Annotated in this window: 27 protein-coding genes; 11 read left to right on the plus strand and 16 right to left on the minus strand. The window is 71.5% G+C overall.

Translation table 11 applies throughout. The features are described 5' to 3' along the window. Positions 1 to 2: 2 nt before the first annotated feature. Entirely contained in the window at positions 3 to 1493 is a 1491-nt protein-coding gene (locus tag DEJ28_RS12750; RefSeq protein ID WP_111115931.1) for a SulP family inorganic anion transporter, read from the minus strand. A 53-nt stretch (positions 1494 to 1546) separates the two neighbouring features. Between DEJ28_RS12750 and DEJ28_RS12755 the strand changes: the two genes are divergently transcribed. Continuing rightward, the gene (locus tag DEJ28_RS12755; RefSeq protein ID WP_111115997.1) at positions 1547 to 1921 is read left to right on the plus strand and encodes a MerR family transcriptional regulator; all 375 of its coding nucleotides are present in this window, start codon (positions 1547 to 1549) and stop codon (positions 1919 to 1921) included. Between the two features lie 4 nt (positions 1922 to 1925). On the opposite strand, the gene DEJ28_RS12760 is transcribed toward DEJ28_RS12755, so the two are convergent. Both DEJ28_RS12760 and DEJ28_RS12765 read right to left on the minus strand, forming a co-directional pair. Continuing rightward, the gene (locus DEJ28_RS12760; protein ID WP_111115930.1) at positions 1926 to 2135 is read right to left on the minus strand and encodes a hypothetical protein; all 210 of its coding nucleotides are present in this window, start codon (positions 2133 to 2135) and stop codon (positions 1926 to 1928) included. Further along, positions 2132 to 2470, minus strand: coding sequence for a hypothetical protein (locus tag DEJ28_RS12765; RefSeq protein ID WP_111115929.1), 339 nt, complete (start codon positions 2468 to 2470; stop codon positions 2132 to 2134). The genes DEJ28_RS12760 and DEJ28_RS12765 overlap by 4 nt, the downstream gene beginning before the upstream one ends. Positions 2471 to 2630: 160 nt before the next feature. Between DEJ28_RS12765 and aspS the strand changes: the two genes are divergently transcribed. Beyond that, entirely contained in the window at positions 2631 to 3971 is a 1341-nt protein-coding gene (aspS, locus tag DEJ28_RS12770) for an aspartate--tRNA(Asn) ligase (RefSeq protein WP_111115928.1), read from the plus strand. Positions 3972 to 4106: 135 nt separating this feature from the next. On the opposite strand, the gene DEJ28_RS12775 is transcribed toward aspS, so the two are convergent. The 5 genes from DEJ28_RS12775 to DEJ28_RS12795 form a co-directional block, all read right to left on the minus strand. Beyond that, positions 4107 to 4400 (minus strand): Dabb family protein, encoded by a 294-nt coding sequence (locus tag DEJ28_RS12775; protein WP_111115927.1) that lies wholly within the window; start codon positions 4398 to 4400, stop codon positions 4107 to 4109. Continuing rightward, entirely contained in the window at positions 4397 to 4651 is a 255-nt protein-coding gene (locus tag DEJ28_RS12780; RefSeq protein ID WP_111115926.1) for a glutaredoxin family protein, read from the minus strand. The genes DEJ28_RS12775 and DEJ28_RS12780 overlap by 4 nt, the downstream gene beginning before the upstream one ends. A gap of 181 nt (positions 4652 to 4832) precedes the next feature. After that, positions 4833 to 4931 (minus strand): 30S ribosomal protein bS22, encoded by a 99-nt coding sequence (locus DEJ28_RS12785; RefSeq protein ID WP_003792170.1) that lies wholly within the window; start codon positions 4929 to 4931, stop codon positions 4833 to 4835. 120 nt (positions 4932 to 5051) lie between these two features. Further along, complete coding sequence (locus DEJ28_RS12790; protein WP_022902482.1) at positions 5052 to 5246, minus strand: helix-turn-helix domain-containing protein; 195 nt, start codon at positions 5244 to 5246, stop codon at positions 5052 to 5054. Between the two features lie 79 nt (positions 5247 to 5325). Further along, positions 5326 to 5841 carry an ArsR/SmtB family transcription factor gene (locus DEJ28_RS12795; RefSeq protein WP_111115925.1) on the minus strand — a complete coding sequence of 172 codons (516 nt, stop codon included), beginning with the start codon at positions 5839 to 5841 and terminating at the stop codon, positions 5326 to 5328. 72 nt (positions 5842 to 5913) lie between these two features. Between DEJ28_RS12795 and DEJ28_RS12800 the strand changes: the two genes are divergently transcribed. Together DEJ28_RS12800 and DEJ28_RS12805 are read left to right on the plus strand one after the other, a co-directional pair. After that, positions 5914 to 7347 (plus strand): TrkH family potassium uptake protein, encoded by a 1434-nt coding sequence (locus tag DEJ28_RS12800; RefSeq protein ID WP_111115924.1) that lies wholly within the window; start codon positions 5914 to 5916, stop codon positions 7345 to 7347. Further along, positions 7340 to 8035, plus strand: coding sequence for a potassium channel family protein (locus DEJ28_RS12805; protein WP_181433741.1), 696 nt, complete (start codon positions 7340 to 7342; stop codon positions 8033 to 8035). Before DEJ28_RS12800 ends, DEJ28_RS12805 begins: the two co-directional genes overlap by 8 nt. A 132-nt stretch (positions 8036 to 8167) precedes the next feature. Here the strand turns inward: DEJ28_RS12805 and proC are convergent, their stop codons facing one another. Continuing rightward, a complete protein-coding gene (gene proC / locus DEJ28_RS12810; protein ID WP_111115923.1) occupies positions 8168 to 8998 on the minus strand; it encodes a pyrroline-5-carboxylate reductase in 831 nt (276 codons plus the stop codon). A gap of 64 nt (positions 8999 to 9062) precedes the next feature. Between proC and DEJ28_RS12815 the strand changes: the two genes are divergently transcribed. After that, positions 9063 to 10019, plus strand: a complete 957-nt coding sequence (locus DEJ28_RS12815) for a cation diffusion facilitator family transporter (RefSeq protein ID WP_111115922.1) — start codon at positions 9063 to 9065, stop codon at positions 10017 to 10019. 89 nt (positions 10020 to 10108) lie between these two features. On the opposite strand, the gene DEJ28_RS12820 is transcribed toward DEJ28_RS12815, so the two are convergent. Next, positions 10109 to 10540: a nucleoside deaminase gene (locus DEJ28_RS12820; protein ID WP_111115995.1), complete on the minus strand. Its 432-nt coding sequence runs from the start codon at positions 10538 to 10540 to the stop codon at positions 10109 to 10111. A gap of 76 nt (positions 10541 to 10616) precedes the next feature. Between DEJ28_RS12820 and upp the strand changes: the two genes are divergently transcribed. The 5 genes from upp (at position 10617) to DEJ28_RS12845 (ending at position 16087) form a co-directional block, all read left to right on the plus strand. Beyond that, positions 10617 to 11252, plus strand: coding sequence for a uracil phosphoribosyltransferase (upp, locus tag DEJ28_RS12825; RefSeq protein ID WP_111115921.1), 636 nt, complete (start codon positions 10617 to 10619; stop codon positions 11250 to 11252). A 448-nt stretch (positions 11253 to 11700) separates the two neighbouring features. After that, on the plus strand, positions 11701 to 12471 hold the full coding sequence (locus DEJ28_RS12830; RefSeq protein WP_111115920.1) for a winged helix-turn-helix domain-containing protein: 771 nt from the start codon (positions 11701 to 11703) through the stop codon (positions 12469 to 12471). 315 nt (positions 12472 to 12786) lie between these two features. After that, positions 12787 to 13299 (plus strand): MarR family winged helix-turn-helix transcriptional regulator, encoded by a 513-nt coding sequence (locus DEJ28_RS12835; RefSeq protein ID WP_181433740.1) that lies wholly within the window; start codon positions 12787 to 12789, stop codon positions 13297 to 13299. Beyond that, on the plus strand, positions 13296 to 14645 hold the full coding sequence (locus tag DEJ28_RS12840) for a cryptochrome/photolyase family protein (RefSeq protein ID WP_111115919.1): 1350 nt from the start codon (positions 13296 to 13298) through the stop codon (positions 14643 to 14645). Before DEJ28_RS12835 ends, DEJ28_RS12840 begins: the two co-directional genes overlap by 4 nt. Next, positions 14642 to 16087 (plus strand): serine hydrolase domain-containing protein, encoded by a 1446-nt coding sequence (locus DEJ28_RS12845; protein ID WP_181433739.1) that lies wholly within the window; start codon positions 14642 to 14644, stop codon positions 16085 to 16087. Before DEJ28_RS12840 ends, DEJ28_RS12845 begins: the two co-directional genes overlap by 4 nt. Positions 16088 to 16128: 41 nt before the next feature. Here DEJ28_RS12845 and DEJ28_RS12850 read toward each other — a convergent pair whose 3' ends face one another. Further along, positions 16129 to 17103 (minus strand): carbohydrate kinase family protein, encoded by a 975-nt coding sequence (locus DEJ28_RS12850; RefSeq protein WP_181433738.1) that lies wholly within the window; start codon positions 17101 to 17103, stop codon positions 16129 to 16131. A 146-nt stretch (positions 17104 to 17249) separates the two neighbouring features. On the opposite strand from DEJ28_RS12850, the gene DEJ28_RS12855 reads away from it, so the two are divergent. After that, a complete protein-coding gene (locus DEJ28_RS12855) occupies positions 17250 to 17825 on the plus strand; it encodes a TetR/AcrR family transcriptional regulator (RefSeq protein ID WP_111115916.1) in 576 nt (191 codons plus the stop codon). Between the two features lie 111 nt (positions 17826 to 17936). Here the strand turns inward: DEJ28_RS12855 and DEJ28_RS12860 are convergent, their stop codons facing one another. The 5 genes from DEJ28_RS12860 to DEJ28_RS12880 all read right to left on the minus strand — a co-directional run bounded on the left by DEJ28_RS12860 (position 17937) and on the right by DEJ28_RS12880 (position 24241). After that, positions 17937 to 18551 (minus strand): superoxide dismutase, encoded by a 615-nt coding sequence (locus DEJ28_RS12860; protein WP_111115915.1) that lies wholly within the window; start codon positions 18549 to 18551, stop codon positions 17937 to 17939. 44 nt (positions 18552 to 18595) lie between these two features. Further along, positions 18596 to 19105, minus strand: coding sequence for a flavin reductase family protein (locus tag DEJ28_RS12865; RefSeq protein WP_111115914.1), 510 nt, complete (start codon positions 19103 to 19105; stop codon positions 18596 to 18598). 338 nt (positions 19106 to 19443) lie between these two features. After that, the gene (locus tag DEJ28_RS12870; RefSeq protein WP_111115913.1) at positions 19444 to 20967 is read right to left on the minus strand and encodes an MFS transporter; all 1524 of its coding nucleotides are present in this window, start codon (positions 20965 to 20967) and stop codon (positions 19444 to 19446) included. 212 nt (positions 20968 to 21179) lie between these two features. Then, entirely contained in the window at positions 21180 to 22202 is a 1023-nt protein-coding gene (locus DEJ28_RS12875; protein ID WP_111115912.1) for a LacI family DNA-binding transcriptional regulator, read from the minus strand. Next, entirely contained in the window at positions 22181 to 24241 is a 2061-nt protein-coding gene (locus DEJ28_RS12880; protein ID WP_111115911.1) for an aldo/keto reductase, read from the minus strand. Before DEJ28_RS12880 ends, DEJ28_RS12875 begins: the two co-directional genes overlap by 22 nt. Between the last annotated feature and the right edge of the window lie 70 nt (positions 24242 to 24311).

Here is a 24311-nt window from a genome sequence, read left to right on the forward strand (position 1 = left end):
GCTCAGCCGAGCTCGCCGGTCAGCCGCCGGTGCAGCGCCACCGAGCCGGTGTCGAGGTTCACCACCTCGACCGTGGAGCCGTGCTTCGCGAAGCGCTGCTCGACACCGTCGAGCGCGGCGACCGTGCTCGCGTCGAACACGTGCGCCTCGGACATGTCGATGACCACGTGCTCCGGGTCCTCGGCGTAGGAGAACCGGGTCACGAGGTCGTTCGACGACGCGAAGAACAGCGCTCCGCGGACCCGGTACCGCACCGTGCGCTCGTCGATCGGCTCTCGGACGACCGTCACGACGTGCGCGACCCGCCGGGCGAACACGAGGGCGGCGACCACCACGCCGACCAGCACGCCGGTGGCGAGGTTGTCGGTCGCGACGACGACCACGACCGTGATGACCATCACCGCGGTCTCGCCGAGCGGCATCCGGCGGAGGGTGCGTGGCCGGATGCTGTGCCAGTCGAAGGTCGCGACGCACACCATGACCATCACCGCGGTCAGGGCCGCCATCGGGATCTCGGCCACGATGTCGTGCAGCACGATCGTCAGCACGAGCACCGAGGCCCCCGCGGTGAACGTCGACACCCGTGTGCGCGCGCCGGCCGTCTTCACGTTGATCACCGTCTGGCCGATCATCGCGCAGCCACCCGTCCCGCCGAAGAACGCCGACGCGACGTTCGCGACGCCCTGCCCCCACGACTCGCGCCACTTGCTCGAGCCGGTCTCGGTGATCGAGTCGACGAGCTGCGCGGTGAGCAGGGTCTCGATGAGGCCGACGATCGCGACGCCGAACGCGTACGGCGCGATGAGCTGCAGCGTCTCGAAGCTGATCGGGGTGGTGATGCCGTTGAACCCCGGGAGCGCGGTCGGCAGCGCGCCCTCGTCGCCGACCGTCGGCACCGCGATGCCGAACACGATCGTGACGGCCGTGATCACGACGACGGCGATGAGCGGTGCGGGGATCGCCTTCGTCAGGAACGGGAACCCGACGATGATCGCCACCCCGAGCGCGGTGAGCGGCCAGACGATCACCGGCACGTCCCCGCCGAACAGGTTCGGCAGCTGGGCCGTGAAGATGAGGATGGCGAGGGCGTTCACGAACGCGACGTTCACGCTCCGCGGGATGAACCGCATCAGTCGCGCGACCCCGAGGAACCCGAGCACGATCTGGATCAGCCCGCCGAGGACGATCGTCGGCACGAGGTAGGCGATGCCGTGGTCCCGCACGAGCGGGGCGATCACGAGGGCGACCGACCCTGCGGCGGCGGACACCATCGCCGGTCGCCCCCCGACGATCGAGATGACGATCGCGATCACGACGCTCGAGAAGAGCCCGACGGCGGGGTCCACGCCGGCGACCACGGAGAACGAGATCGCTTCCGGGATGAGCGCGAGGGCGGTGACCACGCCGGCCAGGACCTCTCGCGTGAGGAGTCGGGGCGAGCGCAGCGCACTGAGGACGCTCGGAGCGGTGGGGGCGTGGGTGATCACGGACATCACCCAGAACTCTACCGTGACGTGAGGGTAGAGTTCGGCGGGTGAGCACCACCATGCACATCGGCGAGTTGGCCGAGCGCGCCGGGATGTCCCTCCGCACCATCCGCCACTACGACGAGGTCGGCTTGCTCGTCCCGAGCGGCCGGACGACGGGCGGGTTCCGCGTCTACACCGAGCAGGACCTCGAGCGGCTGCTGGTGATCCGGCGCATGAAGCCGCTCGGGTTCACCCTCGAGGAGATGGCCGAGCTGCTCCGCGTCGTGGACGGCCTCGCGGCGAAGGACCCCGACGACGAGCCCGCGCTCGCCGCGCGGCTCGACGAGTTCCTGGTGGACGCTCGTGCCCGGCACGCGAAGCTCGTCGAGCGGGCGGGCATGGCCGAGGAGTTCATCGGCACCCTCGGAACGCTCCGCGCCTCACTCCCCTGATCGTTCAGCGTCCGGGGAGATCTCCGGCGTCGATGAGGCGCGCACGCTCGCGGCGTGCGGTGCGCCATTCCGCACTCCGGCGGATCAGCTCATCGTGCTCCCAGATGAGTCGGCGGGCCTTCCACGGGCGGAAGCGGTACCTCCGTCGGACCCGTTCACGCCACTCTTCCTGCCGACGCGCCACCAGCACCAGCACCGGGTCCTCGACCGTCATCCTTCTTCCCTTCCCGTGATCAGCCCCAGCACCATCGTGCCGAGCGCGGCGTCATCACCGCGAAGTATTCGCATGTCGTACATCGCCTCGGCGCCCATCGAGCCGATCTCCGCGCGTCCGATGTCGCCGGCACAGGCCTGGTCCACCGTCCACACGAACCGAGCCCACGCACGGTCCCGCTCCTCACGCGCCACGTCCCGACGCCACCGCAGCACCGCCCACACTCCCCCGACCATCCCGGCGACCAGCGTCAGGGCCGCCGCCGCCAGCGCCGCGACCACCGTCGCCACCGCCGCGGGCGGCCAGGCCGCGAGCCCCTCCACCCCTGCCGTCATCCGGGGCCTCCCTCCGGCTCGCGTCCTGGCCACGTCGAGAACGCTACGGACGCGCACGCGCCACCACGTGCCTCCAGGCAGACCCGTGGAGAACCGCGGACGCGAGCCGACCTGTGGAGGAACCAGCACCGCCGGAGCCGGACCGATAGACTCGACCACCGTGATCGAACGCACCCGCATCGCCGACCTCGCCGCACTCCCTGACGGCCCCGTCTCCGTCGCCGGATGGGTGGAGACCGTCCGAGACCAGAAGAAGGTCCAGTTCGTCGTGCTCCGCGACGAATCCGGCGCCGCACAGCTCGTCAACCCCGCCACCCGCGACGCCGAGGACGGCGACGACGCCGCTCAGCTCGCGCTCGGCATCACCAACGAGATCTCCGGCCTCGCGCACGGCACCTTCGTGCACGTGCGGGGCAACCTGAAGCACGACGAGCGCGTCAAGCTCGGTGGGCTCGAGGTCAAGGTCGGCTCGCTCGAGGTGATCAGCGCCGCGATCCCGGAGACCCCGATCGCCGACGACTCCTCGCTCGACAAGCGCCTCGACTGGCGCTTCCTCGACCTGCGCAACCGCAAGCAGAACCTCATCTTCCGCATCCAGACGACGATGGAGCACGCGTTCCGCACCTACTGGGTCGAGCGTGACTACATCGAGATCCACACCCCGAAGCTGATGGCCTCGGCGTCCGAGTCGCGCGCCGAGCTCTTCCAGCTCGAGTACTTCGAGACGACGGCCTACCTCGCCCAGTCGCCGCAGAACTTCAAGCAGATGGCGCAGCCGGCCGGTTTCGGTGCGGTCTTCGAGATCGCCGACGCCTTCCGTGCCGACCCGTCCTTCACGAGCCGTCACGCGACCGAGTTCACGAGCATCGACGCCGAGTTCTCCTGGGTCGAGTCGCACCAGGACGTCATGGCCATGCACGAGGAGCTCCTCGTCGCCGGGTTCACGGCGGTCAAGGAGAAGCACGGCAAGGACATCGAAGAGGTCTTCGGCTTCGAGTTCGTCGTCCCGACCGCGCCGTTCCCCCGGGTGACCCTGGCCGAGGCCCGCAAGATCGTCGCCGACAGCGGCTACGAGGTCGTGCGCGCCGACGGTGACCTCGACCCCGAGGGCGAGCGCCGCGTGAGCGCCTGGGCGAAGGAGCACCACGGGTCGGAGTTCGTCTTCGTGACCGACTACGACGCGTCGATCCGGCCGTACTACCACATGCGTCACGCCGACGACCCGACGCTCACGAACAGCTACGACCTGCTGTTCAACGGTGCCGAGATCTCGACCGGCGCGCAGCGTGAGCACCGCGTCGAGACCCTGACGGCGCAGGCCGTCGAGAAGGGCCTCGACCCGGAGGAGCTCGGCTGGTACCTCGACTTCTTCCGCTACGGCGTCCCGCCGCACGGTGGGTTCGGCATGGGCCTCGCGCGCGTGCTCATGCTCGCGCTCCACGAGCCGTCCATCCGCGAGGTCACGTACCTGTTCCGCGGCCCGACGCGCCTCACCCCGTAGTCGCTCGCGGCCCCGGCCGCCTCGCGCGGCCCCGGCCGCACACGGTGAGCAGCAATGGTCGCCTCCCCGATGGGGAGGCGACCATTGCTGCTCGCGAAGCGCGTCGCGACGCGACCGGGGCCTGGAGGCGCGGGGCTAGGCCTCCCAGTCGATGGCCGCCCGCCCCGTGACGAGGCCCCGGATCTCCGCTGCCGCGGCCTGGTGCTGCGGGTGGACCTGGTACTCGTCGAGGCCGGCGAGGTCGTCGAAGGTCGCGACGACGGCGACGTCCTGGTTCTTCCCCGGGTACGCGACGTTCTCGACGACCTCGAGCGAGCGGATGGACCCGACGGTCCCGACGAGCCCGACGAGGAGCTCGCGGATGCGTGCGATCGACGTGGCGCGGTCGAGGTCCTCCCGCAGGGTCCAGGAGACGACGTGGTGGATCATGCTCGGGCCTCGGCCTTCTCGAGGGCACGCGCGAGCCGGTCGGCGTCGACGTGCCAGTTGCTGTGGACACGCCCGTCGATCAGGACGACCGGGATGTCCTCCGCGTACTCCACGCGGAGCGCGTCGTCGTCGAGGATGGACAGCTCCTGGAGGGTCGTTCCGGGGTGGCTCGCCACCACGCGCTCGACGACCGGACGGGCGTCGTCGCAGAGGTGGCAGCCGGGCTTCGTCAGGAGGGTCACTGCGGGCATGGCTTCAGCGTAGCCGCCCCGCGAAACGCGGCACTGCGCATGCAATGGGGCTGCGCCGACAGACCCGGCTGTGGCGACAGACACGGCTTCGCCGACAGACACGGCGTCGCCGACAGGTACGGCCTCGCCATGAAATGCGAAAGCCCCGGCGAACCGGGGCTTCAGCGGCAAGTCGTACGACTTACTTCTTGTTGCGACGCTGGTGGCGCGTCTTGCGAAGCAGCTTGCGGTGCTTCTTCTTCGCCATGCGCTTGCGGCGCTTCTTGATGACAGAACCCATAAACGGACCTCACTCGGACTGATGTTGTGTGGACACCGGGCCAACGAGACCGCGGAAAAACAACCCCGCCGAGTCTAGCGGAGCGCCGACGCGATGTCGAACGGCGCGGTTCTGATCCGCCTACCCGACGTCGGCGATGCCCCCGCGCAGGACGTCCGCGACGGCGGACTCCGGAACGCGGAACGAGCGGCCGAAGCGGATGGCGGGGAGTTCCCCGGCGTGGACCATGCGGTAGACGGTCATCTTGGAGACGCGCATCATCTCGGCGACCTCAGCGACGGTGAGGAAGCGCACGTCGTCGAAACTGCCGGTCATGGTCCGCCTTCGGGATCGGTGTGACCTGTGTGGTCACTGGACACTGTAGGGGCCGCTGGGACCGGTGTCCAGATCGGGCTCAGTCCTCGTCGCCGCGCCGGGTGAAGCGCTTGCGGCTGCTCTCGACGACCCGCTCCCAGCCCTGCTGCGCGCCCGACAGTGCGGCGGTCGCACGGTGCGAGGCCTCCGCCATCACCCGGCCGAGTTCGGTGCCGACCTCGACGGTGGCCTTGCCCGCCACACCGTTCCGCCGGATCGAGACCGGCTGCCCGTCCATCGTCCAGGCGGTCGTCGCCGGGGTGCCGTCGGCGTCGACCGCACCGGTGAAGGGCAGGACCCACTCCTCGATGCCGACGAGGGGCTCCGGATCGAGCCGGTAGTAGCGGTGCTGGCCCTCTTCACGGCTGGTCACCAGGCCGATGTCGCGCAGCACGCGGAGGTGCTTCGACACGGTGGGCTGGCTGACGCCGAGCCGCTCGACGAGCTGGCCGACACTGAGCTCGCCGCCGGTGCTGTCCGACCCGTACGCGGACAGCAGTGCCCCGAGCAGTTCGCGCCTGGTGGGGTCCGCCACGACGCTGAAGATGTCGGCCATGGGGCAAGGCTAGCCGGGGCGTCACGGATGTACCATGACGAACCGTCCCGCCCATGTCCCCGGAGGCATACGATGCTCGACCGGCACGAGTCGCCGACCCGTTCGGCCAGCGCGACCCGCCGACGGCCATCCCGCTTCGGCACCGCCCTCCGCTCCTCGCCCTCGCGCCTGGCGATCGCGGTCTTCGTCGCGCTGATCTTCCTCTTCACGAGCCTCTTCATGACGCCGTGGGCCGCCGCGGACGGTCGGTCGACGCACTTCGCCGACGCCCTGTTCACCGCGGCCTCGGTCGTCTGCGTCACCGGTCTCGCCACCGTGGACATGGCGACGCACTGGTCCGTGTTCGGGAAGACCCTCGTGGTGATCGGCACGCAGATCGGCGCCGTCGGCGTCCTGACGTTCGCGTCGATCCTCGGGCTCTTCGTCACCCGGAAGCTCGGCCTCCGCGCGAAGCTCATGGCGGCCGGCGACTCGAACCCGCTGCGCACCCACCACGGCGCCGTCCCCGAGGGTCAGGCGGTCCGCCTCGGCGAGGTCGGCACCCTGCTCGCCACCGTCGCCGTCAGCACGCTCTCGATCGAGATCGTCCTCGGGCTGCTCCTGCTGCCGTCGGTGCTCATCGCGGGCATGCCGTTCTGGACCGCGGTCGGCGACTCGTTCTACTACGCGGCGATGGCGTTCACGAACACCGGCTTCGCGCCGAACGCCAGCGGACTCGCCCCGTTCGCCCACGACTACTGGTTCCTGTCCCTGCTCATGATCGGCGTCGTCGCTGGCTCCATCGGCTTCCCGGTGATCCGCGCCCTGACGAAGCAGCTCCGCACGCCCCGTCGCTGGCCGATCCACGTGAAGCTCACCCTGGCGACGAGCGCGGTCCTGCTCGTCGGCGGCGCGATCGTCTACATCGCCCTCGAGGCATCGAACCCGACGACCTTCGGCGAGGAGGGCGCGGGCCGCACGGCGTTCCAGGCGCTCTTCCTGTCCACGATGACCCGGTCCGGCGGCTTCTCGCTCGTCGACTTCGACCAGCTGAACGGCTCGAGCCTGCTCGTCACCGACATGCTCATGTTCATCGGTGGCGGTTCGGCCTCGACCGCCGGCGGAATCAAGGTCACGACACTCGCCGTGCTCTTCCTGGCGGCGGTCGCCGAGGCCCGCGGCCGCCAGAGCATGGAGGCCTTCGGCCGGCGGATCCCGAGCGACGTCCTCAGGGTCGCCGTCGCCGTCGTGCTGTGGGGAGCGACCATCGTCGCCGTCGCCACCGTCGTGCTGCTCCAGATCACCCACGAGTCGCTCGACCGCGTGCTCTTCGAGGTGATCTCGGCGTTCGCCACGTGCGGCCTGTCCTCCGGCGTGTCCGCTGACCTGCCCGAGTCGGGCAAGTACGTGCTGGCCGCGACGATGTTCCTGGGTCGTGTCGGTACAGTGACCATCGCCGCTGCCCTGGCCGCAAGCCAGAGCCGGCAGTTGTTCCGCCGTCCCGAGGAGAGGCCGATCGTTGGCTGACCGAACCCGTCCGCCGCACCCGCTCGGTGCCGTCAGCCACGACGCCCCGGTGCTCGTCATCGGGCTCGGCCGCTTCGGCGCCGCCACCGCCGGCCAGCTCGAGCGGCAGGACCGCGAGGTCCTCGTCGTCGACACCGACGAAGGACTCGTGCAGAAGTGGTCGGACCGGGTCACCCACGCGGTGCAGGCGGACGCCACCGACATCGACGCACTGCGGCAGATCGGCGCGCAGGACTTCCCGATCGCGGTCGTGGGCACCGGCAGTGACCTCGAGTCGAGCGTGCTCATCACCGCGAACCTCGTCGACCTCGGGATCCCGCAGATCTGGGCGAAGGCCATCAGCCGTTCGCACGGCACGATCCTGTCCCGCATCGGCGCGAACCACGTCGTGTACCCGGAACGCGAGGCCGGTGAGCGCACGGCGCACCTGGTGTCCGGCCGGATGCTCGACTTCATCGAGTTCGACGACGACTTCGCCGTCGTCAAGATGTTCCCGCCGGCATCGGTCCGCGGGAAGGACCTCGCGACGACCGTCATCCGCACGCGCTTCGGCCTGACGGTGCTCGGCATCAAGACACCGGGCAAGGCGTTCGTGCCGGCCACACCGGAGAGCATCATCGGGCAGAACGACGTGATCATCGTCTCCGGGACCGAGGGCGACCTGGAGCGGTTCGCGGCCCTGGAGTGACGACAGGACGGCCTGGAGGCGCGGTGCGGGCCGGCACCGTGCCTCCAGGCCGTCACCCGGTCACGTCGCGGACGCGACCCCGCCTCGCAGACCGCGCACGATGCGGTCCGGACTGCGGGACGCGCCGGAGGCCTACCCCTTCGACAGCTCGTCCGCCCGGGCGATGGCCGCACGGGAGGCGCGCTCGAAGGTGCCGGCGAGGTCGGCGTCCTGCAGCACGGCGACGGCGCGCTCCGTGGTGCCCTTCGGGCTCGTCACCGCCCGGCGGAGGTCCGACGGTTCCTTCCCCGAGGCGGCGAGCAGTTCGACCGCACCGCGGAGGGTGCCCTGGACCATCGCCTCGGCCTGCTCGTGCGTGAAGCCGAGCGACTCGGCAGCCTGCTGCCACTGCTCCACGACGAGGAACACGTACGCCGGGCCGGAGCCGGACACCGCCGACAGGGCGTCGAGCTGCGACTCGGGCACCTCGATGACCACACCCGACGCGGCGAACACCGACGAGGCGAGGGCCACGGCGTCCGGGTCCGCCGAGGCGCCGGCGCTGATGCCGGTCACACCGCGGCCGACACCGATCGGGGTGTTCGGCAGGGCGCGCACCACGCGGACGCCCGCGGGCACCTTCGCCTCCATGCTCGCGATCGTCGTGCCGACGGCCACGCTCACCACGACGGCCCCGGCCTCGAGGTCGGCGGAGACCTCGTCGAGCAGGTCTCCGATCACGTACGGCTTCACGCCGAGCACGACGAGCGCAGCACCCCGGACGGCCGTCCGGTTCGCGTCCGGGTCGGTGTCGGTCGCCGCGGCGTCGAGCCCGCGCTCCCGGTGCGCCGCGGCCGACGCCTCGGACTTCGTCGTCAGCGTGACCGTGGCGGGGTCGAGCCCGGCGGCCAGCAGCCCGTCGAGGACCGCGCCGGACATGGAGCCGACGCCGAGCAGGGCGGTGCGGGGCAGTTCGATCGTCATGCTCCCGACCCTATCCAGCACTCCCGCCTAGGATCGGATCGCACGTCAGGGAGAAGGGACACCCGTGAGCGCTTCCGGAGGCACGAGGGCCATCCTCGCCGCACTCGCCGCCAACGTCGGCATCGCGATCGTCAAGTTCATCGCCGCGGCGATCAGCGGGTCCGCGTCGATGCTCGCGGAGGGCGTGCACTCGCTCGCGGACTCGGCGAACCAGCTCCTCCTGCTGCTCGGCGGGCGACGCGCACGGCGGGCGGCCGACGAGGAGCACCCGTTCGGCTACGGCCGGGAACGCTACGTCTACGCCTTCGTCGTCTCGATCATCCTGTTCTCCGTCGGCGGCGTGTTCTCGCTGTACGAGGGCATCGAGAAGCTCACCCACCCACACCCGCTGGAGAACTGGTGGCTGCCGCTCGTGGTGCTCGTCATCGCGATCGGGCTCGAGGGCTTCTCGCTCCGCACCGCGCTCCGAGAAGCCCGCCCGCAGAAGGGCGGGCAGAGCTGGGTCCAGTTCGTCCGCCGGGCGAAGGCCCCCGAGCTCCCCGTCGTCATGCTCGAGGACACCGCGGCGCTCCTCGGTCTCGTGTTCGCCCTGTTCGGCGTGGGCCTCACCGCGATCACCGGCAACGGCGTGTTCGACGCGATCGGCACGATCCTCATCGCCGCGCTCCTCATCGCCGTCGCGGTGGTGCTCGGCATCGAGACGAAGAGCCTCCTGGTGGGCGAGGGAGCGACCGCTGCGGACGTCGAGCGCATCAAGCACGCGCTGCTGGACGGCCCCGAGGTCGACTCGATCATCCACATCAAGACCCTGTACCTCGGGCCCGACGAGCTCATGGTCGGCGTGAAGGTCGCGGTCGACGGCGACCGGCGACTCGGCGACGTCGCGGCGGGCATCGACACCGTCGAGCAGCGGATCCGGTCGGCCGTGCCGATCGCGCGGGTCATCTACGTGGAGCCGGACGTGCTCCGCACCGGTCCGCGTCCGCCGACCGAGGCCATCGTCATCCGCGCTGCCGACTGACGGATCGGCGTCGCGCGCGGGAGGCCGAGCGAGACGTGCGGCGGTGACGCTCGGCGGTGCCGTGCGGCGGCGACGTGCGGCGGTGACGCTCAGCGTCGCGACGCGAAGAACGCGTCGAGGAGCGCTGCGCACTCCCCCTCGAGCACGCCGCCGACGACCTCGGACCGGTGCGGCAGGCGACGGTCCCTCGCGATGTCGTAGACGCTGCCGCTCGCGCCGGCCTTCGGGTCCCAGGCGCCGAAGACGATGCGCGGCACGCGGGCGGCCATGATCGCCCCGGCACACATCGGGCAGGGTTCGAGGGTCACGACGAGCGTGTGCTCCGCCAGGTGCCAGTCACCGGTGACCGCGGCCGCGGCCCGGAGCGCGAGCACCTCGGCGTGCGCCGTGGGGTCCTGCAGCGCCTCGCGCTCGTTCCGGCCGACGGCCACGACGACGCCGTCCCGGTCGAGCACGACGGCCCCCACCGGGACGTCCCCGGTCGCGAGACACGCGCGCGCCTCGTCGAGGGCGCGCTCCATCGCGGGGACGAAGGGTCGGGCTGCGGGCTCCTCCACGGGACCTCCTGGCGGTCGGCGGCACGGTAGGGTCGACCCTATGCGAGTCCACGTCGCCGACCACCCGCTCATCACCCACAAGCTCTCGGTGCTCCGCGACCGTACGACGCCCTCCCCCACGTTCCGTGCCCTCACCGAGGAACTCGTGACGCTGCTGGCGTACGAGGCGACCCGGAACGTGCGCGTCACCGCGACCCCCATCGACACCCCGGTGGCCCACACCATGGGCGTCTCGATCGCCAAGCCGCGCCCGCTCGTCGTGCCGATCCTGCGTGCCGGCCTCGGCATGCTCGAGGGCATGGTCAAGCTCGTCCCCACGGCCGAGGTCGGTTTCCTCGGCATGGCGCGCAACGAGGAGACCCTCGAGCCGCAGACCTACGCCGAGCGCCTGCCCGACGACCTGTCCGGCCGGCAGTGCTTCGTGCTCGACCCGATGCTCGCGACCGGTGGCACCCTCGCCGCGGCGATCGACTTCCTCTTCGCCCGTGGTGCGGAGGAGATCACCTGCGTGTGCATCCTCGGCGCACCCGAGGGCCTCGCAGCCGTCGAGGCCGCGGTCGGTGACCGCAACGTGTCGATCGTCCTCGGGGCGCTCGACGAGAAGCTCGACGAGAACGGCTACATCGTGCCGGGTCTCGGTGACGCCGGTGACCGCCTGTACGGGCTCGCCGAGTAGTCCCCACCGGCGCTCCGGCGCTGTTTCCGGACGACCGTCCGAGCGGACGGTTGACACGGGGTTGGTATACCGCTGATACTCGACCCATGACTGCAACCGTGTCCGCTCGCGTCCTCTCCGAGGCGTGCTCCTTCGCAGGGGCAGCGGGGACCGTCGGCATGATGATGCCGGCCATGGCCGTCATGCGTTGTCGAATGTGTGCCTGATCGGCACCCGTTCCAGCCGGATCACCCGCGACACCACCCCCGTCGCGCGATCGTGATCCCCGGGTGACGACCACGTCGACGACGCGCACCACGTCACGAGGTCTGTCTCCCGTACCCCCGGGTCAGCCCCGGTCCGCAGCAGGACCGCAGGGCACCACGGCACTCGCCGTACCCGGGCCGACGCATTCGACACAGCCGCGGCCGCCCCATCGTGCCGCAGCCACATCGCCCGGAGAACCGCCATGTCGCTCACCATCGCTCAGCCCCGTACCGCCCTCCGAACCACCGCACCGGCACCCACCGACCTCGGCACGGTCACGCCGCTCCGCCCCCGTCGCGAGCCGGTCGCGCCGCCGACGTCCTCCGGCATCCCCACCAGCCCGGTCGTCGCCCCGCAGCGGAACCGCGCGCTCCCCGAGGGCACCGAGGCCCGCGGCTTCGCGCTCTACGTCGGCATCGACGAGGCGAAGGCCGCCGCTGCCGGCACCACGCTCGCCGCGGTGGTCGAGCAGCTGAAGGCCCTCACCGCGCAGCTCGTCCCCTCCTCGGAGACCTACGCCGCGGTGGCCGTCGCCGCCGAGGGCTCCGGTGGCCGCGACGTCGACGTGGTCCGCCTCGCGCTGCAGGACCGGTCCGCCGTCGCCGCCCGCAAGCAGGCCGAGAAGCCCGAGCCCGAGGAGACCGGGGTCGTCATCGACATCTCCCGGAAGCGCGTGACCCTCGACGGCGAAGCCGCTCCCCTGACGTACAAGGAGTTCGAGCTCCTGCAGTTCCTCGTCCTCCGCGAGGGGCAGACCGTGGACCGCTCGGCGATCATCGACGGACTGTGGTCCGACGGCGAGGACGAGACACCGAACGAGCGCACGATCGACGTCCACGTGCGTCGGCTCCGCTCGAAGCTCGGCGCGTTCGAGGAGATCGTCCGGACCGTGCGCGGCGTCGGGTACCGCTTCGACCGCCACGCCGACGTCGCCGTTCGCTACGCATCGACCCCGTCGCCCGACCTCTTCTGATCCCCACCGCGCGTTCTTGGTGAACTCGCAGCGAACGACCGCCGCGGTCTCTAGCGTGCCGTTACCCGTTCGTTATACAGTCGGTGGTGCAGACGGTGTTTGCTGTGGCACCGCCTGTGGAATGTGATTGCAGGACACTCTTGGTGCAAGGGAGAGGGCCGGTCGTCCCCGTGACGGCCGGCCCTCGTTGCGTCCCCGACCGGACTCCGGACCGCTGTGGTGCGCACCCGGGGGACACGGCCGCGCGTCGGCGCCGTCCGGTGTCGTCCCCCATCGGTAGTGTGGGATGACCGTACGACCGGAGGGAGCGCGATCGTGGACGAGTCACGACGCACCGAGAAGGCGATCGCCGTCGCGGCGTGGGAAGCGCTCTTCCGCGCGCAGGTGACCGTGATGCGGGCGCTCAACGCCGAGTTCCCCGCCGACGAGATCTCCTTCAACGAGTACGACGTCTGCTTCAACCTGTCGACCCAGCCCGGCCGCCGGTGCCGGATGCGCGAGCTCACCGGGCATCTGCTCCTCACGCAGCCGAGCGTCAGCCGCCTCGTCGACCGGCTCACCACGCGCGGGATCGTCGAGAAGCAGCCGGACCCGACCGACGCCCGCGGGGTCATCGTCGCGCTCACGGCCCACGGCTTCGACGTGTACCGGTCCGTCGCCGTGCAGCACGCCCAGACCATCGCCGACCAGGTCGGTGCCGGGCTCGACGACGCCGAGCTCCGCACCCTGACCGAGCTCTGCACGAAGCTCCGCACGGCCGCGGCGTCGACGCCCACACGCCGCACCGAGTCGCGGGGAGCCGTCACCCCGGACCCGGCGACGGTGTGACCGGCGCGCTGGTCTGGCTCCGCGACGACCTGCGGCTGGCCGACAACCCCGCGCTGCGTGCCGCGGTGGACCACGGCGGTGCCGTCACCGTCGTGTACGTCCTCGACGACGAGTCGCCGGGGATCCGGCCGATCGGTGCGGCGAGCCGCTGGTGGCTGCACCACTCCCTGCGCGCACTCGACACCGAGCTCCGCGACCGTGGTTCCCGCCTGGTGCTGCGGCGCGGTCCGGCCGCGCAGGAGATCAGCCGGCTCGTCGCCGACACCGGTGCCGATGCCGTCTTCTGGAACCGTCGCTACGGCGCGGTCGAGCGCGACCTCGACGCCGGGATCAAGTCGTCCCTGACCGACGCCGGGACCGAGGCCCACAGCTTCGCGGCGAACCTGCTCTGGGAACCGTGGACGATCCTGAACGGACAGGGTGAGCCGTACAAGGTCTTCACGCCGTTCTGGCGAGCGGTGCAGGCGATGCCCGAACCCCGACACCCGCTGCCGTCGCCGAGCGACCTGCCGGCACCCGCCGAGGTCGCGAGCGTCGGCCTCGACACCTGGGCACTGCTGCCGACACGACCGGACTGGGCCGGCGGACTCCGTGATGCGTGGCAGCCCGGCGAGGACGGCGCGCACCTCCGGCTCGAGCAGTTCGTGGACGACGCGCTCGAGGACTACGACCGTCGCGACGAACCGTCGATGCAGGCCACCAGCGGGCTCTCCCCACACCTGCGATGGGGCGAGGTCAGCCCGTACCAGGTCTGGCACCGCCTGCACGATCGACTCGAACCCGAGCAGCGACAGCACGCCTCGGCGTTCCTCCGGCAGCTGGCGTGGCGCGAGTTCAACTGGAACGAGTACTTCCACTGCGAGGACATCGCGACGGTCAACGTGCGCCGCGAGTTCGACGCCTTCCCGTGGCGCGAACCGGACGAGCACGAGATCGACCGGTGGCGGCAGGGCGACACCGGCTTCGACCTCGTCGACGCCGGCATGCGCGAGCTCTGGCACACCGGTGCGATGCACAACCGGGTGCGCCTGGCCGCCGGCAGCTTCCTGGTGAAGAACCTGCTGGTCGACTGGCGGGTGGGTGAGCAGTGGTTCTGGGACACACTCGTCGACGCCGACCCCGCGAACAACGCCGCCAACTGGCAGTGGGTCGCCGGGTCGGGCTTCGACGCCGCCCCCTACTTCCGCGTGTTCAACCCGGACCGGCAGCTCGAACGATTCGACCCGCACCGCGAGTACGTCCACCGGTGGGTGCCGTCCGACGAACTCCGCCCCGAGCCGATGGTCGACCTCAAGGCGACCCGGCAGCGCGCGCTCGACGCCTACGAGCGGATGCGCCGATCGTGAGCGCAGTCGACGACCGGGTGTTCGCCGAGGTCGACGCGGTGTTCCGGGCGCGGGTCGAGCGCGGGACCGCCCCGAGCAGCGTGTGGGGCGTGTTCGACCGGCACGGGCTGGTGGCGTCCGGCGGGCACGGTGACCGCGGAGACGGACGCGCGCCCGACGAACGGACGGTGTACCGGATCGCCTCGTGCACGAAGAGCGTCACGGCCGCGACGCTGCTCGCGCTGGTCGCGGCGGGTCGAGTGCAGCTCGACGCTCCCGTGACCGACTTCGTGCCCGCGTTCGCCGAGGTCGACCTGCCGACGTCGGACTCCCCCGTGCCGACGCTGCGGATGCTCCTGACGATGGCGGCCGGGTTCCCCACCGACGACCCGTGGGCGGACCGGCAGGAGTCGATCTCCGACGCCGAGCTCGACGCCGTCCTCCGCGACGGCCTGCTGTTCGACTCGGTGCCCGGTACCCGCTTCGCCTACTCGAACCTCGGGTACGCGCTCCTCGGCCGGGTGATCGCCGTCGTCGCGGGAGCGCCCTACCCGGACGTCGCGACCGCCACGGTCCTCCGCCCGCTCGGGCTCGAGGACACGGTCTTCCGTGCCGCGGACTCACGGGGCTTCGTGGTGACGGGGGTCCGTCCGCACGCTGGCGCCTGGGAGCCGCTGCCGCTCACCGGCCCCGGCGCGTTCTCGCCGATCGGCGGGCTGTTCTCCACCGTCGCGGACCTCGCTCGGTGGGGCCGGCACCTCGCGTCGGCGTACTCCGCCGTGCCAGTCGGAGGCACGGAGGAACACCCGGACGAGCAGCCGGAGCCCGGGCCGGTCTCCCCCGCCGACCGTCGGCTCATGCAGCAGGCGATGCGCGTCGTCCCCGCCGCCGTCGTGCCGGGTTCGGCGCGGCCCACCGCCTACGGCTTCGGGCTCTTCGTCGAGCAGGACCCGGCGTTCGGCGAACTGGTCTCGCACTCCGGCGGCTACCCGGGCTTCTCGGCACACATGCGGTGGTCGGTGCGGGACGGCCTCGGCGTCGTCGCGTTCGAGAACGCCACCCAGGCCAAGGTCTCGGCAGCAGCCGACCGGGCACTGGACCTCGTCCTCGCCGCGCAGGCACCGCGAACTGGACGCACCCTGTCGGCGGCGCGAGCCGCGCAGGTCGCCGTGACGCGCCTCCTGGCCGACTGGAGCGACGACCTGGCGGACGCGACCTGCACGCCGAACGTGGCGATGGACGTGCCGTACGAGCGCCGACGCCGGGCGATCGCCGAGGCGGTCGCGACCGTCGGGGCCGACCTGGCGGCAGCACCCGTCGCGGAGCAGTCCTCGGCCCCGACGCACCTGCGGTGGTGGTTGCCGGGCACGGCGGGACGGCTCCGCGTCGACATCCGACTGGCACCGCTCGCGGCCGGACGCGTCCAGACCCTCACCGTGGTCGCCGAACCCAGCGAGCGCTGAACCGGCTGGCAAGGCTGGCCCGGCGGCCCCGCGGACCTCGGTCAGACCGGCGGGCGCCCACCGACGAAGCCGAGCGCCCGTGCGGCGACGCGGGTGCCCTCCCGCGCAGCCGCTCCGACCCGCACCGGATCGGTGGCCCACGCGCGCAGGAAGCCGGCGGCGAACGCGTCGCCCGCGCCGAGCGTGTCCACGACGGTCGCCGGCGTGACGGGGACCCGCTGCGGGGTCCGCCCCGGACGTCCGACGAGCACGCCGTCGTGCGCTCGCGTGACGACCACGAGTGGGACCCGCTCGGTGAGCGCCCGAACGGCGTCGGCGACGGTGGCCGCTCCGGTCAGTGCGAGCGCCTCGTCCTCGCTCGGGAAGAGCACGTCGACGCCGACGAGGGCGGCGAGGAAGGCCTCGGCCCCGACCGCCTGCACCACCGCCGTGGAGGACGGGTCGAGCGAGACACGCGCGGACCCCGAGCGAGCGTGTGCGACGAGTGATGCGATGCGTTCGGCACCTCCACCGCCGAGCATCGCCGCGCCGGTGAGGTGCACGATGTCGGCGCTGTCGACGAGTTCCACCGGGACGTCCTCCGCGGTCAGCGCGCCGCTCGCCGCGGGGTCCGACATCGCCGTGCGGCCCACGTCGTTGCGGACGGACACGACGGCCCCGGTGGTGGTCCGCGCGTCGTAGCGGATGTGGGCGCGGACGCCGGCGTCGCCGAGCGCCCGCTCGTGCCGGTACACGTCGTCGACCCCGACACGGGCGACGAGGTCCACCTCGGCACCGAGCCAGCCGAGCCAGGTGGCGGTGTTGCCGGCTGCGCCGACGGGGCGGTGTCGGATCACGGCGGCCGGGTCGTGCACGCCGACCGCCGCTGCGGTGGTCTGCACGAGGACTCCGTCGAGGACGTCGCCGACGACCAGGAAGCGTTTCCCCGCCCCGCGACGGCGTCCGGCGACCGCACGTCCGGCGCGGGTCGTGCCGGGACGTGACGGGGCGGCGGAGCGCTCGGACGGAGTGGACATCCCGCTCATCCTACGCGAAGCCGAGCAAATCTCCGTTTCGTGACCTCGATCGGATCGCCCCTGGCCCTTTTCTCGCATGAACGGTAATATACAAACGATCGTATGTGAACGGTCGCGCATCCCACACGACCCCGCGGAGACACACCATGCCCAGGAAGCCCGATCCGACCCTCAAGCCCGCGATCGTCGCCAAGGTCGCCCAGCACCTCCAGGACACCAAGATCGAGGACGTTTCCGTCCGCAGCCTCGGCCGCGTGCTCGGCACCAGCGCGTACCCGATCGTCTACCACTTCGGCTCGCGCGAATCCCTCATCCAGGCCGTCGTCGACCACCTGTCCAGCACGGTGTCGACCACGCCGCTCGACCCTGCCGCCGACGACGCCGCCCTCTCCGAGTACCTCGTCGCCGTGTTCGGCGGCCTCGACGACCCCGAGCGTGCACTCGCCGCGCGCCTCACCTTCGAGCTCGGCTCGGTGGAGTCGCTCGACGGCCGCGACCGTGAGCGCACCTTCCACCGTGCCCAGATCGCTGCCATCGCAGCGTGGTGCTCGGCCCGCGGGGCCCACCCGGCCGACGCCGAGCGGGTCGCGCGTGACGCCGTCCTGTCGGCACGCGGTGTGCAGTGGGGCGCGGTCGTGGACCGTGCGCGCAGTGACGTCGACGCCGAGCTCCGCAGGATCGCGGGCGGCCTGGTCGCCGCCGTCGGCGTCGCGACGGTCTGACACCGGGAACGACTGGAGGCGCGGTGCCAGCTGGCACCGCGCCTCCAGTCGTTCAGACGGTCACGCGATCAGACCGTCGGACGGTCACCGGGGTGACCCGCCGACGATCCGTCAGAGCGTGACGAAGCTCTGCGACTTCGCGTTCGCGAAGCGCGCGGCGACGTTCTCCCAGTCGACGATGTTCCACACGGCCTTGACGTAGTCCGCCTTGACGTTGAGGTAGTCGAGGTAGAAGGCGTGCTCCCACATGTCGAGCATGAAGATCGGGACGAGCCCGAACGGGATGTTGCCCTGCTGGTCGAACAGCTGGAACGTGGTCAGCTTCTGGCCGACGGTGTCCCAGGCCAGGACGGACCAGCCGGAGCCCTGGATGCCGTTCGCGACGGCGGAGAACTGGGCCTGGAACTTCTCGAACGAGCCGAAGAACTCGTCGATCGCGGCGGCGAGCTCGCCCTCCGGGACCTTGGTGTCCGGGCCGAGGTTGGTCCAGAAGATCGAGTGGTTGACGTGGCCACCGAGGTGGAACGCGAGGTCCTTCTCGAGCTTGTTGATGGCACCGAAGTTGCCGGACTCGCGGGCCTCGCCGAGCTGCTGGAGCGCGGTGTTCGCACCCGTCACGTAGGTCTGGTGGTGCTTGTCGTGGTGCAGCTGCATGATCTTGCCGCTGATGTGCGGCTCGAGCGCGGCGTAGTCGTACGGCAGCTCCGGCAGGGTGTACTCAGCCATGTGAGTTCCTTTCGATCAGTGGATTGCGGATGGTGCTCCGCGGCTCACGAGAGCCGGGAACGATCAGTGAGGGAGTGGAATTCCCGGTTGTGGTAGACCAGCGGTTCGCCGTGCTCGAGGCCGACGACGATGTCGAGGACCTCGGCGACGACGACGGTGGACGAACCGATCGGCGTCGTCGACAGGGGGCGGCAGCGGAGGGCGCTGGCGGCGCTCGGCAGGTAGCGGTCGCCGGAGGGCAGCGTGCCCCAGATCGGGTCGTCGGCCGCGGGGCTGCCCGTCGAGGCGAAGCGCTTGGCGAGGGCGACCCCGAGGGAGTCGACCAGGTGCACGACGAACAGCGGGGCGCCGAGCACGACGCCGGCGGACCCGGAGTTGGTGGACAACGAGAACACGAGCACGGGCGGGTCGATCGCGACGCTCGCGACGCTCGAGGCCGTGAGACCGGTGGGGCCGTCGGGTCCCTCGGCGGTGATGACGGCGACGCCGGCGGGGTGTCCCCGGAAGGCGGCCTTGTACGCGTCCGCGATGTTCGCCGGTGCTTCGTCGGGCATGGGAGTCGTGGTCGTTCCTTCGGGGAGGTGAGGCCGCGGCTCCGCGACCATGTCCCAACGTAGGACCTCAACCATGGTTCAGGTCAACGATTCTCAGGTTCGGCCGATCTCGGGCGCGCCGTGTGACCGCATGTGACGCGCGGTGCGGACCTCGCACCGTGCGAGGGTGCGCCGGGCGGGCGCGGGCGGCGAGGCCGAACGGTGCGAGGTTCCGGACGTGGTGCGGGGAACGCCGAGTCGCACGGAGTCCGGAACCTCGCACCACACCCGCGCACCGTGCGGGGCCTCGCACCGTGCGAGGCACGTGCAGGCCCCCGCACCGTGCGAGGCGCGCGGGGTCAGCGCCGCTTGAGCATCACGACGGCACCGGCAGCCGCGACCACCATGAGGAGCGCCGCGACCCCGGCCGTCACGGTGACGCCGGAGTCGAACGCCGCACGCGCCGACTCGAGAAGCACCTGCCCGGCGGACCCGCCGAGCTCGCTCGCCGCGGACACCGCTCCGCCGAGGGTCTCCTGCGCCGCCGTGTGCGCCGACGAGGACAGCCCGTCCGGCACCACGACGTGCGACCGGTACGCGGTGGCGAGGATCGTGCCGAGGACCGCCGTGCCGAGCACCGCGCCGATCTCGTACGCGGTCTCCGACATCGCCGACGCCGCACCGGACTTGTCCGCCGGGGCCGTCGAGATGATGAGGTCGTTCGTGACCGTCTCGGACGCGCCGATGCCGATGCCGAGCAGCACGAAGGCGAACGCGAGCGCCACGATCGAGGCGTGGTGGCCGAGCACGGCGATCATCGCGTACGCGGCTGCCGAGAACAGCAGGGCGACGGCGACGACCCAGCGCGGTGCGACCCGGCCGACGATCGGGACGACCACGAGCCCGGCGACGATCGTCAGGACCGACCCGGGGACGAGCACGACGCCGGAGGTGAACGGGTCGAGGCCGGCGACGAGCTGCAGGTGCTGCGCGATGAAGAAGAGGAAGCCGGTGAGCGAGAACATCGCCGTCATGTTCATGAGCACGCTGCCGGTGAAGGCGGTCGAGCGGAACAGCCGGAGGTCGAGCATCGGGCTCCGCGACCGGAGCTGTCGACGCACGAAGGCGATCCCCGAGAGCACACCGACGGCGAGCATCGCGATCGCGAACCCGCGCTCCTCGGGGTGCACGACGGACTTGATCGCCCACACCGTCGGGGCGAGTGCGCCGAGCGACAGGAACATGCTCGGTACGTCGACGGGCCCGGGCATCGGGTCGCGGGACTCCGGCACGCAGAACGGCACGCCGACGAGCATGAGCACGAGGATCGGGACCGCGACGAGGAACACGGCACCCCAGTGGAAGTGCGCGAGGAGGACGCCGCCGACGAGCGGTCCGAGGGCGTTGCCGGCGGCGAACATCGTCGACCAGACGGCGAGCGCCATCCGCCGCTCCCCCGCGTCGACGAAGACGTTGCGGATGATCGACAGGGTGGCGGGCATGAGCATGGCGCCGAAGACCCCCATCGCGATGCGGGCGGCGACGAGCATCCAGGCGTCGGTCGCGAACGCCGCTGCGACGGAGAACAGGGCGAACCCGCTGGCGCCGATGACGAGGATCCGGCGTCGGCCGATGCGGTCGCCGATGCTGCCCATCACCACGAGGAGCCCGGCGAGGACGAGCGGGTACGCGTCGACGATCCAGAGCTGCGTCGTCGCGTCCGGGTTGAGGGCGCGGGAGATCGACGGCAGCGCGAAGCTCAGCACGGTGTTGTCCACCGAGATGAGGAGGACGGGGAGCATGAGCACGGCGAGCGCGGCGAACCGTCGGGCGCGGCTGGTGGTGACGGCGGTGGCGACGGGGCTGGTGAGCAGTGCGGACACGGGGACTCCTGGGACTTCGAGCCGGACCAGGTCGACGGCGTGCAGACGAGACGGGACGCGGTGTGGGCACGCGCCCCGTCAGGACTCCCTTAGTGTACCGTCTGGACGGTATTGGTTGCAAATGCAACTGAACGGCGGACGGGAGGCGCGGTGCCAGCCCGCACCGTGCCTCCAGTCCGGTGGTCGGTCCCGCCCAGGGCGGGCCGCCGTCCCTAGGCCGACTCGCGCAGGAGCAGACGGTGGCGCACGGTGCGCTGCACCGTGGGACCGTGACGCGGGAGGTCGCCAGCGAGCATGCCGAGTGCGAGGTCGAGCGCCTCGCGTGCGACGGCGTCGAGGTCCACCGCGAGCGTCGTCAACGTCGGCGACACGAGCGTGCCGAGCGGCAGGCCGTCGACCCCGACCACACGGACGTCACCGGGGACGTCCACCCCGGCGCGTCGGCAGGCCTGCAGCACGCCGAGGGCCATCACGTCGTTGAAGGCCAGGATCGCGTCGAGCCGACGTTTCCGCCCGAGGATCTTCGTCGTCTCCTCGGCGCCGCACTCGGCCGTGCCGTGCGGTGCGTGCACGAGCTCCGGCAGGTAGCCCCGACGCCGCAGTGCGTCCACGAGGAGCACACCGCGGACGCTCGTCTGCTCGGGCGACGAGTTGTCGAGCACCACGGGGTGCCGGACCCCGGTGGCCACGAGGTGGTCGGCGAGGACCTCGATCGCGTCTGCCGGGTCGATCCAGACCGCGGCGGTGGGCGGCTCCGAGTACGGGTCGAGCTCGACCATCGGCACCGTGCCGAGCAGGTCGTTCCAGCGCTCACGACGGGAGCCGAGGTACCCGATGACCACGTCCGTCTGCGCGCCGAGCGCCTGCACCATCCGGTCCGCGTCGCTCGCCAGGTCGACGTCGGCGAGCATGACGTTCCACCCCTGCTCGGCGGCGAGCCGGAACACCGCCGACGCGAGCTGCGGCGTGTACGGGTTCCGCAGGTCGTTCACGACGAGCCCGAGCTGGTGGTCTCCGCCGGTGACGAGGCCGCGGCCGAACCGCGACGGGCGGTAGTCGAGCCGCTCGGCCTCGGCGAGGACGCGCTGCTTCGTCGCGGCGCTGATCCCGGACATCCCGTTCATGGCGCGCGTGACCGTCTGCCGGGACACCCCGGCGGCCGCGGCGACGTCGATGATCGTCGCCCGGCCGCCGGGTGTCGCTGCGGGGTCCGTCAGTCGCGGAGGTCCAGCCATGCCACCTGTTCCGGAGTGAGGTCGACGGAGAGGCCCGTCATCGAGGACCGGGCTTCCGCGATCGTACGCGGTCCGAAGAGCGGGAACGTCGGGAAGGGCTGGTTGAGGACGTACGCCAGGGCGATCGCCGTCGCCGGGACCCCGTACTGTTCGCCGAGCTCACGGGCGCGACGGAGCCGCTCGAAGTTCTCGTCGCTGTAGTAGCAGCGGACGAGCTCGGCGTCGCTGGTGTCCTCCGGGGTCGCCCGGCCGGTGAAGAACCCGCGGGCCTGCGACGACCAGGGCAGCAGCGGCACCTGGCGCTCCTCGAGCCACGCCTTCGACGCCGCGTCGGTCGCGTGCTCGCAGCCGTCCCACGGCACGTCGTAGGCCTCGGCCAGGCCGAAGTGGTTGCTCAGGACCTCGAACTCGTGCTTGCCGTTCGCCCGTGCGTACGCGTTCGCCTCGTCGAAGCGCGCCGGCGTCCAGTTCGACCCGCCGTAGACGCGGATGCGGCCGGCGCGGCGGTGCTCGTCGAGGACGTCGACGAACTCCCCCACCGGGATGTCCGGGTTGTCGCGGTGCATCATGTAGATGTCCGCGTAGTCGGTGCCCTGGCGCTCGAGGCTCTCGAGGAACTGCTTCGTGAGCGACTCCGGGTCGCAGAACGGGGTGTGCGCGCCCTTCGTGATGACGACCACGTCCTCGCGGACGCCGCGGTTCTGGATCCACTTGCCGAGCCGGCCCTCGAGCACACCGCCGCCGTAGATGTAGCCGGTGTCGAAGACGTTGCCGCCCTGCTCGACGAACAGGTCGAAGATGGCGCTGGCGTGCGCCAGGTCGGGCTGGTTGTCGACGCCCATCACCAGGCGGGACATCCGCTTGCCGACGCCAGCGACCTCGCCGTACCGCATCGGGTTGCCCGGCTTCGCGGGTTCCGCCGCCGCCACGGTGAGCGGACGCCCGCTGACGGTCGGGATGTCGGCGGTCTCGGCCTCGAACGGGTAGCGGAGGCCGATGGCGGCGCGCCACTTGTCGAGCGTGCGGGCCGTGGCGAGCGACTCGTCGAGGGTGTACTCGGGCACGTCGACGTGGCCGGCGGCGAGCGCGGCGGTGGTGGCGTCGGCCTCGAGCGCGTAGGGGTGCGCGCCGGCGAAGGACAGCGTGCGCGGGTCCTCGTCGACGGTGCGGATCTCGATGGTCGGGTCCTCGCCGAGGGTCCACGGGTCGCTGAGCGTGATCTTCCCCGTGGTGCCGTGGATCGTGACCGTGTTGTCGTCCTGCACGCGGACCCCGGTGCGGACGTCCGCGGTGATGCCGCCCTTGTAGGTCAGCCGGGCGGTGGTCCACTCGTCGACCCCGGTCGGGCCGAGGGTCCCGGCCGCCGTGAGCTCGGTCGGCTCCGCGACGGCCACCCGGGTCGCCGCCTGGACGATCGCGGCCGCCATGGTCACCGGGTAGCCGCCCACGTCGAGGATCCCGCCGCCGGCGGTGCCCACGTCGAAGAGTCGCCCGCTCCGCGACCCGGCGCGGAACGCGAACGACGCGTCGATGTGGGTGACGTCGCCGATCGCGCGCTGGCGGACGAGGTCGAGGAGTGCCGCGGTCTGCGGGTGGAAGCGGTACATGTACGCCTCGACGAGCGGGAGCCCGGCCTGGCGTGCGGCGTCGGCGAGCGCCATGGCCGTCCCGTGGTTCGGCGCGAGCGGCTTCTCGCACAGCACGGCCTTGCCAGCGTCGAGCGCGGCGAGGACGAGCGCGGCGTGGCCGGTGTGCACCGTGGAGACGTAGACGGCGTGCACCCGGGGGTCGGCGAGCACCTCGTCGTAGGACCGGGCGGCGACGTCCGCGAAGCCGTGCTCGGCCGCTTCGTCGGCGAACGCCTGTGCCCGCTCCGGCGAGGAGCTGCCGGCGGCGACGAGGGTCGCGCCGACGCTGCTCGCGGGGAGCTGGGAGAGGAAGCGGCGAGCGATCCCGCCGGGGCCGAGGACGGCCCAGCCGGGCACGTCCTGCTGCACGTTCGTGCTGCTGCTGGCGGTGGTCGCGGTCTGCGCTGACATGCGGATCCCTATCGTTTCGTGAACCTTCACGGTCACGACGACGGTACTGCCACGATGCGGTCGCTGCAAC

Origin of the sequence: Curtobacterium sp. MCPF17_002, assembly GCF_003234115.2 — a bacterium.
GTDB lineage: Bacteria > Actinomycetota > Actinomycetes > Actinomycetales > Microbacteriaceae > Curtobacterium.